Here is a 14,342-nt window from a genome sequence, read left to right as displayed (position 1 = left end):
AAGGACATCAAATGCTCGATCGCTTGATGCATCGCTGCTGGCTGCGTGGGATTCGCCTATCGAAAGTCGAAGGCCAATTGGTCATCACCCCCGGATCACCTAGGGCGTTGGACGATGAACTGGCAAGCGAACTGACGGCGCACGGCGCCGACGTGCCGCAATGGCTGGCCCGGCACCCCGATTACTTTGAAGCGCGCCCGCTGACGGATAACGAGCAGGCGCTTTGGTTCTTGCAACGACTGGAGCCGGACAGCTGCGCCTATAACATCGCTTACGCAGGGCGCATCAAGGCGCAGTTCGTCACCGACGACTTGCCCCGACGCCTGCAAGACGCCTGGGAAACGGTGCAGCGACGCTATCCCATGCTGTGCACCGCCTATGCCGAGCGCAATGGCGACCTGTTGCAGTGGAGCGACCGCGAGCGAGTCCGGCCGCTGGAGCGCATCGCGCTGCAGGCGGCCGACAGGCAGGCGTTGCAGCAGCGCGTCACCGAGTGGGCCGATAAGCCTTTCGACTTGGAAGCCGGCGACGTCAGTCGGGTCGTCCTGTTGAGCAACGTTCACGCCGATGATGTCGAGCACACCGTGCTGCTGGTAATTCATCACATCGCCGCTGACCTGGCCACGTTCTACATCGTGCTCAATGAACTGTTCGCGCTGATCAACGAGCAAGCATTGCCCGCTGTGAATCCAGATGCCTATCGCGACTATTGCAGCGAATTGCACATACGCAGCGAAGCCGCCGAACCGATGGAGCTGGCCTGGTGGCAGGCGCAATTGGAAGGCGCCCCGGCACTGGAGCTACCGACCGATTTTCACTACGGCAGCAATCAGGCATTCCAAGGCGGGGAGCTGTCGTTTCGTTTCGACCGGGCCACCACGGCCAGAATTCGTGCCGTGGCCCGTCAATGGGGCGTGACGCCTTATATCTGTTGGTTCTCTTTGTTCCAGCAGTTTCTCGGCGTGCTGTCCGGCCAGGATGACTTTGTGCTGGGCACTCCCAGCGGTTGGCGCCTGCGCCGCGAGCACGTCAATCTGCCGGGCTACCTGGTCAACCCGTTGCCGGTCCGCTGTCGTTTGCAGCGCGAGCTGTCCGGTGGCGATTGGGCCAGGCAGGTGGACGCCAACGTCAAACAAACCTTGCAGCACCGTCATTATCCGTTCTCGCGCCTCGTCAAACAGTTGGATCTGCCTCGGCAGATGGGCAGGGCGCCGCTGTTTCAGCACATGTTCACCCTCAACAAGGAGCGCATCGCGCCGTTCGAGCAGTACGTCGACCGTCTGCTGTCGGAGCAGCGTGGCGCGGCCCATGAGCTGAACATGGTCATGATCGACGAGGAAGACGGCTTCCTGTGCCGGTGGCGTTACAGCAAGGCCTTGTACCGCCACGAAACAGTCCAACGTTTTTGCGACCAGTTCGTTGCGTTGGTCCACGCGGTCATCGAACAGCCGGACGTACCGTTTGCCCAGCTCGACTGGCTGGCACCGGCGCAGCAATCCTTGCTCTGTGGCGAGGACCTGCCGGTCCCGGTCAGCAACGCCTGGCAGGCATTCGTCCAGCAGTGCGTTCGAAAGCCCGAGTCGATTGCCCTGCAAGACGAACAGGGCACGCTCAGCTATGCCGAATTGGGCCGTGCAGTGGTCGCCCGTGGCGAGCGCTTGCAAGCAGGCGCGAATCTGGAGGGCGCACGCATCGCCTTATGCTTGCCCCGCAGCCGCGAGCTGGTGATGCACATGCTCGCCGCCTGGCAGTGCGGCGCCACCTACCTGGCCCTCGATCCGCAGTGGCCGCAGTCGCGTTTGCAGGACATCTGCCAGGATGGCACGCCCAAGGTCTGGGTCGGCGAGGGCCAGCGTCCCGAGTGGCTGCCTGAAACGGTGCGGTGGCTGTCGTTGCCAACTGAGGCGTTGTCGGGTGAATCGCCGTTGCGCGCGTCCTTGCCCGCTGAAAGGTCGGCCTACGTCGTCTACACCTCCGGCTCCACGGGACGGCCGAAGGGGGTGATGGTCAGCCAGGGCAACCTGATCCATTACGTGGTCGGGTGCCTGGAACGCCTGGATCTGTCCGCCGATGCCAGTCTGGCAAGTCTCGCCAGCTGCGCCACCGACTTGGGGCACACGGCCTTGTTCGGTGCGTTGCTCAGCGGCCGTCGCCTGCGGCTGTTGGCTGAGGAACTGTCATTCGACGCCGAGGAGCTGGCGGCCGTGCTTGAGCGCGATCCCGTGGACCTGCTTAAAATTGTGCCTTCACACCTCAACGCCTTGCTGGTCGCCAACGATCCCCAGCGCCTATTGCCGCGCCGATGCCTGGTCACCGGTGGCGAAGCCCTGGGCAATGAGCTGGTTTCGCGCTTGCGGGCATTGATGCCGGACCTGCGTATCGTCAACCACTACGGCCCCAGTGAAACCACCGTCGGGGTGTTGACTCATGAGGTCGATATCGATGGCGCGGCACCGCTGGGACGACCGCTGCCCAATGTCCAGGTCAGCGTGCGTTCGCCCGAGGGCCGTCTGTTGCCGATCGGTGTCAGCGGCGAACTTTGCGTGCAGGGCAAAACGGTTGCGCTGGGTTACCTCAGCGCCAACGATTCAGACCACGCCCGCTTCGGTGCCCATGGCTATCGCACCGGTGACCGGGTGCGGCTCAATCATCGGGGGCAGATGGAGTTTCTCGGTCGGCTCGATGAGCAGGTCAAGATCCGCGGGTATCGGGTCGAGCCGGCAGAGGTTGCGGCACGGCTGCGGGCGATGCCGCAGGTCGGCGACGTACAGGTGCTGAACAACCCATCGCCCCTGACGGGCAACCGCTTGGTGGCGTTCCTGGTCGCACCATTGGCCGCGTTGCCTGATATTCAGGCCGCCCTGCAAGCGCAACTGCCGGACTATATGCAACCGTCCCAGTGGCATTGCCTCGATGGGTTTGCCTTGTTGCCCAACGGAAAAGTCGATCGCAAGGCATTGCAGCATTTGGCCGGGCAAGCGCCGGCCACCGCGCAGACGACGTCTCCCATCGAAGAACCCCTGAATGCGGTTGAAAGCGCGTTGCTGGATATCTGGCGCGGGCTGCTCGGCAACCCCGACCTCGGCCCCGATGACAACTTCTTCGCCTTGGGCGGCGATTCGATCCTCGGCCTGCAGATCATTGCTTTGGCCCGCCAGCAACATATCCTGATGACGCCCAAGCAGTTGTTTGCCGAACAGAGCGTACGCGCCTTGGCCCGAGTGGTGCAGACGCCACAGCGCAACCTCGAACAGCGTCTGCTCGATATCGCTCGTGAGATTCTCAATAACCCCGACCTGAGGGTCGATGACAATTTCTTCAGTGTCGGGGGAGACTCGATCCTGAGCTTGCAGATCATCGCCCGGGCCAAGCAGCACGGGCTGCAGCTCAAGCCCAAGCAGATTTTCGAGTTCCCAACCGTGCGCGGTTGGGCCGAGCAGGTGGTTGATCTTGGCGCGGTGGAGACGGGCGCTACGCCGGCCGTGCTCGAACCTGTCACAGCGTTCGCCCTGACGCCGATCCAGCAATGGTTTTTCGCCCAGGAGCAAACCGAGCCCGAGCATTGGAACCAATCCTTGCTTCTGGGATTGAACGCACCATTGGAACAGGCGCGGTTCATCCAGGCTGTTGGCGCACTGTTACAACGTCATGCCAGCTTGCGCCTGATATTTGAAACGTCGGAGCAGGGTTGGCAACAACGCTACCAGGCGTTTTCCTCGGGCCAGCTCGACGGGTTGTTCCACATCGAAGACCAACCCTTGGACGAAGCGCTGTTGCAGCGCTGGCAACAAGGCTTTGATTTGGGCAAGGCGCCTTTGATCCGCTGGGTGTATTTCTCCCAGAGCCGTGAGCTGCTATGCACGGCGCATCACTTGGTGATCGATGCCGTGTCCTGGCAAGTGCTGCTGGAGGAATTGGAAAGCCTCTACTTGCAACCGAACGCGGCGTTGCCTGCCGTGTCGGCGGGTTTCCACGCATGGAGCGAGGCCTTGCAGCAGCATCGCCGCGAGCCCGCCGTCCTGGCCCAGGTTGGCTACTGGCATGAGCAGGTAGCCGCCGAACATAGCGCTCCTCAACAGCCCAATACATACGGCGAAAGCCGGACACTAAACATGCAACTGTCGGTCGAGCAAACACAATTGCTGTTGGGCGATTGTCACGCGGCCTACAGCACTCAGGTCCAGGATCTGCTGGTGGCCGCGTTGGCCGGTGTCATCGGCCAATGGCAGGGGCGCGAGCGCGTCACCCTGGAGCTGGAAAGCCACGGTCGTAGTGGCTGGGAGCAAGGCCCCGAGCTGTCGCGCTCCATCGGTTGGCACACCAGCCGATATCCGCTGGCCATCGATACTTCCTGGGATTTGGAATCCTCGATCATCGCGGCCAAGGAAGCCCTGCGCCGCGTCCCCGAACAAGGCATCGGCTACGGCCTGCTGCGCCAGGATCCGGCCCACGGCCTGGGTGCCGTCACGCTGCTGACGTTCAACTACCTGGGGCGTGTCGATCAGTGGATCGGCGCATCGAGCCTCTGGCGCCTGGCGCGGCCGATGTGCCCCGGCATGCGCGCCGACAGCACCTGCCGCACCCATTGGCTGGACGTGACGGCGCTCGTCAATGAAGGCCAGCTACACGTCGAATGGCGTTATGCGCCGCAGGTCCACGATCAGGTGTTGGTGAACGAACTGGCGCGGCAATTCCAGCAGCGACTCAGCACCTTGCTGGATCACTGTCAGGCCCCTGCGGCGGGCCGCGCCACGGCTTCGGATTTCGCCGACTCGGGCCTGTCCGACGATGAATTTTTGGGGTTGCTCGAACAACTTGAGCAATGAACCCCCTGCGCCCCCCAATTACAGGTTCGGATACCGTCAGCATGAACGACAAGGTCAAAGCTGTTTCGCGCAATATCGAAGCTATTTACCCGCTGGCTCCCATGCAGCAAGGACTGCTGTTTCACAGCCTGATGCACCCTGGCAAGGGCATGTATCTGCTCCAATATCGCCATGTCATGGTCATGCCGGACCTGGACCTCGCGGCCTTCCGCCAGGCCTGGGCGCAGGTGGTGGAGCGCCATGAACTGCTGCGCACATCGTTCGTCTGGAAGCAGCAGAAACGCCCGATGCAGGTGGTGCACAAGCAGGTCGAATTACCGATCACCTATGAAGATTGGTCGCATCTGAGCGAAGGCGAGCAGCAGGACCGCCTCGAGCAATTGCTCAGCGCGGAGCGTGCCGAAGGCCTGGACTTCACCAAGGCGCCACTGATGCGGGTCAGGCTGTACAAACTGGCGCCCGATACCTACCAGTTCGTGCGCAGCTACCACCACATCCTCATGGATGCATGGTGCTTCTCGATCATCATGATGGACTTCCTCAACGGCTACCGCGCCGCCCGGGAAGGGCGCCGACTGAGCCTGCCGACACCGCGCCCGTATCGCGACTTCATCCGGTGGCTGGAAACCCAGAAACCGGAAGATCACCAAGCCTTCTGGCACCAGCGACTGGCGGGCTTCGATACGCCCAACGAGTTTGGCTTTGGTCATGTCGGTCGCATCCAAGGTGCTGCCGAACCGGTCGAAGACTGTGTCGAACTCCTGGAGCCCGGGCAGACCCAGGCGTTGCAGAACGTCGCGGCGCAGCACGGCCTGACCCTCAACACCCTGGTGCAAGGCGCCTGGGCGCTATTGCTCGGGCGCTACAGTGGTGATCGCGACTTGGTAATGGGCATCACTGTCGCTGGCCGCCCGGTGCACCTGCAAGGCATGGAAAGCATCGTCGGCCTGTTCATCAATAGCTTGCCGCTGCGCTGGAGCTGTGGTCCGGAGGATAAGCTCGGCCCGTGGCTGAAAGCCTTGCAGACCGAAAACCTGAGCCTGCGCGAACACGAAAGTGTTTCCCTGGCCGACATCCAGCGCTGGAGCGACGTTCAGCGACAGGACTTGTTCCAGAGCCTGTTCGTGTTCGAGAACGCGCCCATTGCCGCCGACTTGCGCCAGGGCCAGTTGGATTACCTGATCAGCGACATGGCCAACCGCACCCACACCAACTACCCGGTCACTGTGGTAATCGTGCCGGGCGAGCGCCTGCACCTGCAGTTGACCTATCAAACCGACTGGTTCCTGCGCGAAGAAATCGAGCAGATGCTGCGGCATTTCCGCACCTTGCTGTTGAACATGGGCGATGCCCTCGGCGCAGACGCCGGCACGCCCTTGCATCATTTGGCGATGCTGGATGAAAGCGAAGTCACTCACCAGCACGAGGTTTGGGCCGGCGGTGGCCTGGCGGCGGACGAGCAACTGCTGCAACCCTTATACATCGAGCGATTCCAGCAACAGGTGCGCCAGACGCCAGAGCGTGTCGCCGTTGTCCATGGCGAGCAAAGCCTGACGTTCGATCAGCTGAACCGCGCCGCTAACCGACTGGCTCGGCACTTGCGCGCCCAGGGTGTGGGCAGCGACGACCTGATCGCGGTGTTCGACGAGCGGGGCCTGGATCTGGTGGTGATGATTGTCGCCACGCTGAAGGCCGGTGCCGGTTGGCTGCCGCTCGATCCGCGCAACCCGGCGCAGCGCCTGGCCCAAGTGCTGCGCCAGAGCCGCACGCCGTTGCTGATCCATAGCGCAGGGCAGGGCGAGCTGGCGATGCAGGCCCTCGACCTGCTCATGCACCGACCCAAGGCCGTTCGCTACGACCCTTCGGTGCTGGGCAGCTATAGCGACGATAACCTCGACATCACGGTGCACGGCACATCATTGGCCTACTGCATCTTCACTTCCGGCTCCACTGGCACGCCGAAGGGCGCGATGGTGGCGCAGGCGGGCATGCTCAATAACATTCTCGGTAAATTGCCGGGGCTGGGGCTCGATGCGAACGATGTGATTGCCCAGACCGCGCCGCAGTGCTTTGACATCTCAGTCTGGCAGACCCTCGCCGGCCTGGTGCTCGGAGCCCGCACCGTGATCCTCGGCGACTGCGTGGTGCAGGACCCCGAGGCATTGGCCTCGGCCATCGGGCGGCACGGCATCAGCATCCTCGAAGCGGTGCCGTCCTTGATGCAAAGCCTGCTGGACGCTGGATTGGAAACGTCCCCCCTGCGCTGGGTGCTTGCCACGGGCGAGGCCTTGCCGCCGGCCTTGGCGCGTCGCTGGTTCGAGCGCTACCCGGCGATCCCGCTGATGAATGCCTACGGGCCGGCTGAGTGCTCCGATGACGTGGCCTTTCATCCGCTGCTCGAGCGCCTGCCGGAACAGCGCATCAACGTACCGATCGGCCGCGCCACGCTGAACAATCGCTTGTACCTGCTCAACGCCGATCTGCAGCCGATACCGGTCGGCGCGGTCGGGGAGATCTTCGTTGCCGGTGTCGGCGTCGGGCGCGGTTACATGGCCGACCCTGCGCGTACGGCGGCGGTGTTCCTGCCGGACCCGATCGCCAACGACGGTTCGCGCCTGTACCGCACCGGTGACCTGGCGCGCTTCCTGCCCAACGGCGACCTGGAATACGTCGGACGCACCGACCATCAAGTCAAGATTCGCGGCCACCGCATCGAGCTGGACGAGATCGAGGCATGCCTGACCCATTACCCCGGTGTGCGCGAAGCCGTGGTCGTGGCCCGTGACGACCAGCAACGCGCCAAGGTACTGGTGGCTTACATCGTGGCCGATGACGCCTGCAGCATCGAGATGTTGCGCGAGCATGTACTGGGCAATCTCCCGGCCTACATGATCCCGAGCGCATTCGTATTCCTAAAGCGTTTCCCGCTCAACGGCAACGGCAAGATCGACCGCAAGTCGTTGCCCTCCCCGGATTTTGCCGCGCAAAGCCAGGCCCGCTATGTGGCGCCGAGCAGCGAGTTGCAAGGCCAGTTGGTGCAAGCCTGGCAAAGCGTGCTCGGCCTGGACCAGGTGGGTGTCGAGGACAACTTCTTCGAGCTGGGCGGCCATTCGCTGCTGGCGACCCAATTGATCGGCCTGATCGGTAAGCTCAGCGGCAAGGATTTGCCGTTGCGCGTGGTCTTCGAGCGTCCGACCATTACCGCCATGGCGGATTGGCTGGAGAACCAGGCTGGCGCGGTAAAGCCGTCGCCGTCCTTGCTGCCGCGCCCGGAAACGCTGCCGCTCTCGTTTGCCCAGCAACGGTTGTGGTTCCTGCAACAACTCGACCCCGACAGCCCGGCGTACAACCTGGCCGGCGCCGTGCGCCTGACTGGCGAGCTGTACGTCGCTGACCTGCACGCGGCGTTGCAAGCGGTCCTCGACCAGCACGAGGTGCTGCGCACCGGGTTCATCGGCGCGGCCCAAGGGCCGAGCCAGGTTGTCCTGGCGCACAGCGAAATTGAGTTGCCGGTCATCGATGTGGCGAGCGAAGACGCGCTGCAGGAACGGCTACGCCTGGACGCCATGACACCGTTCGCCCTCGACGCGGCGCCGCTGTTGCGCGCCAGGCTGTATCGCCTGGCGCCGGAGGCGTTTGTCCTGTCGTTGAATTGCCACCACATCGTTGCCGATGGCTGGTCCTTGCAACTGATCATCGACGGCCTCTGCGAGCAGTACCGCAATTGTCGCAAGGGCGTCGCGACCCCACGGCCCGCCCCGGCAATGCAATACGCCGACTACGCCGTGTGGCAACGCCAGTGGATGGGCAGCAAGGCGTGCGAGCAAGAGCTGGCCTACTGGCGCGAGCAACTGGCCGGCGAGCTGCCGGTGCTCGACCTGGCGGCCGATTTCCCTCGTCCCGCCCAGGCGAGCCAGGCCGGTGGACGTGTCGAGCGTCGCTTGCCCGACGACCTGGCGGCGCGGCTCAGGACCTTCAGCGCTCGCCATGGCTGGAGCAACTTCATCCCGATGCTGACCGCTTTCCAACTGCTGTTGCGCAGTCGCAGCGGAGAAAACGACATCCTGGTCGGTGTACCGGCGGCCAACCGGCACCATGCGGCGTTGCAGCCGCTGGTGGGTTGCTTCGTCAACACATTGGTGTACCGCAAGAGAATCTCCGGCGAGCGCAGCCCGCTGCAACTGATGAGCGAATTGCAGGCATTGTCGGTTTCGGTCCAGTCCCACCAGGACTTGCCGTTCGATTACTTGATCGAACAGTTGGGAGTGGTCCGGCAGGTGAGCTACAACCCGCTGTTCCAGGTCATGTTCAATTACTTCCCGGGCAACGCTCTGGAGCGTTTCGAACTCACTGACGTCATCGCCGAGCCGCTGGACAACCGCCCGGAGAGCGCCTTGTGCGATCTGCACCTGGACGTGCGCGACAGCGAACACGGGATTAACCTGAGTTTGCAATACAGCAGCGACCTGTTCCGCGAGCAGACGGTGCGAGGCATGGCCGAGCAGTACCTGGCCTTGCTCGATGCGGTGATCCAACAGGCCGGGCGGCCGCTGGGTGAGTTGACATGGCAGCCCGCTGAACGGGCCCTGGCGCGGATCGATGGCCGCGCCCTGGCCGGTCAGCAAGACATCCTTGACGCCTTCGCGCTTCAGGTTGCGCGCCAGCCCGAGGCGATTGCCGTCGTGGCAGGCAATCAACAAATGACGTACGCCGAATTGGACCAAGCCGCCGAGGCACTCGCAACGAGGTTGCAGGTCCAGGGTGTCGGTGTCGAAGACCGCGTAGCGTTGAGCCTGCCGCGCGACGCTCGCCTGCCCATGGCCATGCTGGCGGTCCTCAAGGCCGGGGCGGCGTATGTGCCGTTGGCCGAGGACACGCCGCCGGAACGCGGCCGCTACATTCTCCAGGCGGCGCAGCCCACGTTGTGCCTGGGCACCGCCGCGAGCCTCGGCGTGTTGGCGCAGTGGAACCCCGGCCTGCCGCTGCTGGACATCGACGCCAGTGGGGCGACCGGTACGCGCAAGCCTGTGGACTGCAACCCCGGTCAACTCGCCTACGTGCTGTACACCTCGGGTTCCACCGGCCAGCCCAAAGGGGTGGCGATCAGCCGTGGCAACCTGATGAACCTGATGCTGGCCGTCGAGCAGGTCCTGCCAATGACGGCCCGGGACCGGGTCCTGGCCTTGACCACCGCGACCTTTGACATTGCCATTGTCGAGTTGCTCCTGCCCTTGGCCCATGGCGCCAGCATCCTGCTGGCCGATCGAGAGCAGGCGCGGGACCCGCAAGCGATCGATCAGTTGCTGATAGGCGGACAACCCACCGTCATGCAGGCCACGCCGGCCACCTGGCGAATGCTCGTGGCGCATACCTCCCGCAGCTGGCGGGGCGTGCGTGCCATCTCCGGTGGCGAAGCCTTGCCGTGCGCGTTGGCCGAAGCCATCGAGGGCAGGGGTGCCAAGGTCATCAACGGCTACGGGCCGACTGAAGCGACCGTCTACAGCACCTTCGAAGTGCGCGGTGGCGAAGAAAGCGCGGTCGAGGTGCCGATCGGGCAACCGGTGGCGAACACCGCCGCATACGTGCTCGACGCTGACTTGCAACCGGTGGCTGCCGGCGTGCCAGGTGAGCTGTACCTCGCGGGGGCCAACTTGGGTCGCGGCTATTTCGCTGCCGCGCGCCTGACCGCCGCCGCGTTCCTGCCGGACCCTTTCGTGGCTGGCGCGCGCATGTACCGCACCGGCGACCGGGTTCGACGCAATGGCAACGGCAGCCTGGATTACCTCGGGCGCCTGGATTTCCAGGTCAAGCTGCGGGGTTTCCGTATAGAACTGGGGGAAATCGAAGCGCTGTTGTCCCGCGTCCCCGGGGTCCGCGAGGCGGCCGTGGTGCTGCTGGGCAGCGGTGACGCGGCGCGGCTGGTGGGCTACTACGCTGGCGATGCGCTGGACGAAACGACGCTGCGCGCCAGCCTCGGCGCCCAATTGCCGGACTACATGTTGCCCGGCCAGCTCGTTCGCCTCGACACCTTGCCGTTGAGCCCCAGCGGCAAAGTCGACCGCAAGGCCTTGCCGGCGCCGCAACAGCGTGACGGCCAGCAGGGCGCGCTGTCGAGCGACTGGGAACAAACCCTGGCCGGCCTCTGGGAAGAGCTGCTGGAATGCACCGACATTGGCGCCGACGACAACTTCTTTGCCCTCGGCGGACACTCGCTGTTGGCGGCGCGGCTGGTGGCGCGAATCGCCGAACAGCATGGCCGCCGCCTGCCATTGCGCAGCGTGTTCGAACAACCGGTGCTACGGGACTTGGCCGCCATTTTGGCCCAGGCAAGCACCGAGGCTGATCGCATCTTGCGCCCGTTCGCAGAACCCTTGGCGCCGTTGCATTTCACTCAGCAACGCTTGTGGTTCCTTGACCGTTTACAGGGCGATACCCAGGCCTACCACCTGTCCTTGGCGCTGCGCCTGGATGGCACCCTACAACCCGATTTGCTGGAGCAGGCGCTGGCGCAACTGGAGGCTCGCCAACACAGTCTGCGGACGGTGTTCAGCGACACCGCCGACGGCGCACGCCAGCATATCGAAGACCTTGTGGCGGTGCCGCTGAGCTTCGAACCGCTGGAAGTCGATGAGCATTCGAGCGGCTTCGCCCAGAAGCTCAGCCAGGAGGCGCAGCATTCATTCGATCTCACAGCGCCGCCGCTGTGGCGGGTGCGTGTGTACCAGGGCCAGGATCGCAGCGTGCTGCAGGTGACCTTGCATCACATCATCGCTGACGCGCGTTCGCTGGAGATTCTCTTCAATGAGCTGCAAGTGATCTACCAGGCTTTGCTGGAAAGGCGTGACGCTTGTCTGCCAGCGTTGCCGTTGCAGTTTTCCGACATCGCGGCCAGTTGGCAGAGCCCGGCGGGGCAGGCGCAGATCGAGTCGCAACTTGACTATTGGCGCCGTACCCTGGCGGGCGAGCCGCCGGTGCTGAACCTGCCGACCGACATGCCTCGGCCCGCCGAGCAGGGCTACAAGGGCCAGCGTCTGCGCTTCAACCTGTCGGCTAGGCTGGTCAAGCGCCTGCGCGAGACGGCGCAGCGCCGTGGCCTGACCGCTTTTGCACCGTTGCTGGCCGCCTGGAAAACCTTGCTGGCCAGGCACTCGGGCCAACGTGAAATCTGGATTGGCTTGCCGGTCGCCCATCGCCATCAGGCTCATACCGACAACCTGATCGGCTATTTCGCCACCACTCAGGTCCTGCGCAGCCATCTCGATCCGCAACAATCGGTCGAACAGTTCTGGCAGCAGTTGCAAACCACGCACCTGGCGGCGCAACAGCACGCCGACGTGCCTTTCGAGCGCCTGGTGGAAGCCCTGCAAGTACGCCGCGATCTCAGCCACACGCCGCTGTTCCAGGCGTTGTTCAACCTGATCCAACGCGATGCCAACGCAACGACCGAGCAATACTTCGCCGGCTTGCCCGTACAGCGACTCAACGTTGAAAGCGACAGTGCCCTGGTGGACATCGGCCTGCACATCGAGCAGCAGGGCGAGGAGTGGCAATGCGTGCTGGAATACAACACCGACCTGTTCCTGGCGCACACCGCGCATCGTTATGCCGATGAGTTCCGCTACCTGCTTGAAGGCATGTTGGAACAACCCGAAGCGCGCCTCTGGGACATCGACCTGGCCAATGCCGACCACGCCTTGGCCCAGCGTCCTTGGAACCGTCCGGCGCAATCCTCGACGCCAGTGGTGGACGTCATCGCCCGTTTCGAACAGCAGGTCGTCCTGACACCTGAAGCGCTGGCGGTGGATTGCCAGGACCAGCAACTGACCTACGCGCAACTCAACGCCATCAGCAATCGCCTGGCCCAGTGGCTGCGCGCGCAAGGTGTCGGCACGGATGACCTGGTTGCGGTCTGTCTGACTCGCGGTCCATGGCTGCTGCCAACCCTGTTGGCGGTCCACAAGGCCGGTGCGGTGTACCTGCCACTGGATCCGCAGCAGCCGGGCGAGCGCCTGGGCTTAATCATCCGGCATGCGCGTGCGGCCATGGTGCTTACTGAAAGCCTTTGCGCCGGGGCCTTGGGCGGCGTCAACCACTTCCTGCTCGACGGGTTGGCGCTGGACAATTGCAGCGACGCCAACCTTGCATTGCCGATTGATCCACAGCAGCGCGCCTACGTGATCTATACCTCGGGCTCCACCGGCACACCGAAAGGCGTGCAGGTCAGCCGCGGTAACCTGAGCAATCTGCTGGCAGGCCTCGATCGCTTGCTGCCGCTTGGCGCCGAGGATGTTTGGCTCGCCAGCACCACGTACGCGTTCGATATGTGCAAGCCGGAGCTGTTCCTGCCGCTGGTCAACGGCGCGGCCATCCTGCTGGCGCGCCGCGAGCAGGTGATCGACGGGCATCAACTGTCCGCGCTGCTGCGCCGGGCGACGGTATTCCAGGCTACCCCCGCTGGGTGGCAGATCCTGCTGGAAACCGGCCAGGCCGATTGGCCGCCGCTGCGTGGCCTGATCGGTGGCGAGGCGGTGCCCGGTGAGCTGGTGAACGAACTGCGCGGTCGTGGCGTGGCGCTGATCAACGCCTACGGCCCGACGGAAACCACCGTCTGGTCGACCACCCAGGCGTTGCAGGAGGTGCCGTCCGGCGTCGCCGACATCGGCGCGCCGTTGCTCAACACGCTCTGCTACGTGCTCGACGACATGCTCCGCCCGGTGCCGCTCGGCGCGACGGGTGAGCTGTATATCGCCGGCTCCGGCGTCACGCGAGGGTATCAGCATGCGCCGGCCACCACGGCGGCGGCGTATTTGCCGGATCCCTATGCAGGCGAACCCGGTAGCCGCATGTACCGCACCGGCGACTTGGTACGCCGCCGCAACGACGGGCGGCTGGCCTATGTAGGTCGCGGCGATTTTCAGGTCAAGGTGCGCGGTTTCCGTATCGAGCCCGGTGAAATCGAATCGCTGCTGCGCCGTTACCCAGGCGTGGAAGAAGCGGTGGTGATGATCGATCCGTGCAGCCAGAGCCTGTTTGCCTGGCTGCAGACACCGAGCCCGGTCGATCAGGCGGCGTTGCGTCGGTATCTGGAAGGCGTGCTCCCGGGCTACATGATCCCGGCTGGCTTCATCGAGCAGCCACGTCTGGCCCTCAACGCCAATGGAAAGATCGACCGCAAGGCCTTGCCGGCACCACAGCCTGTGGCGATCCAGGGAGTGGCGCCGCGCAGCGAGCTGGAGCGGGAGTTGGCGGGCATCTGGCAGGACCTGCTGGCGTTGCCGCAGGTTGGCGTGTTCAGCAGCTTCTTCGAGCTGGGCGGACATTCGTTGTTGGCCATGCGTTTGATGACTCAGGTCGAGAGCCGTTTTGGCGTCAAGCTCGAACTGCGCAGCCTGTTCCAGAACCCCACAATCGCCGCGCTCGCCGAGCAGATTGAAAAACCCCAGGGGCCTTCGACCGACGAAGCCCTGGACGAAATGCAGCGCCTGTTGGCCGAGATGGAAATGTAAGGATGAGTAC

2 protein-coding genes are annotated in these 14,342 nt (G+C 64.0%); both read left to right on the top strand.

The genetic code is table 11. The features are described from left to right. Nucleotides 1-11: 11 nt before the first annotated feature. A complete protein-coding gene (locus J3P81_RS13825; protein WP_434559175.1) occupies nucleotides 12-4,826 on the top strand; it encodes a condensation domain-containing protein in 4,815 nt (1,604 codons plus the stop codon). 41 nt (nucleotides 4,827-4,867) lie between these two features. After that, the gene (locus J3P81_RS13820) at nucleotides 4,868-14,332 is read left to right on the top strand and encodes an amino acid adenylation domain-containing protein (RefSeq protein WP_434559173.1); all 9,465 of its coding nucleotides are present in this window, start codon (nucleotides 4,868-4,870) and stop codon (nucleotides 14,330-14,332) included. Nucleotides 14,333-14,342: the final 10 nt, after the last annotated feature.

Origin of the sequence: Pseudomonas sp. R1-6 (assembly GCF_051132115.1) — a bacterium.
Lineage (GTDB): Bacteria > Pseudomonadota > Gammaproteobacteria > Pseudomonadales > Pseudomonadaceae > Aquipseudomonas.
Note: the sequence above shows the minus strand (reverse complement) of the source record. Positions and strands in the feature narration are given on the sequence as shown.

What these genes read in the sequence shown, in the direction of transcription:
- J3P81_RS13825 (WP_434559175.1), top strand. Translation starts at nt 12, where the DNA reads ATGCTCGATCGCTTGATGCATCGCTGCTGGCTGCGTGGGATTCGCCTA.
- J3P81_RS13820 (WP_434559173.1), top strand. Translation starts at nt 4,868, where the DNA reads ATGAACGACAAGGTCAAAGCTGTTTCGCGCAATATCGAAGCTATTTAC.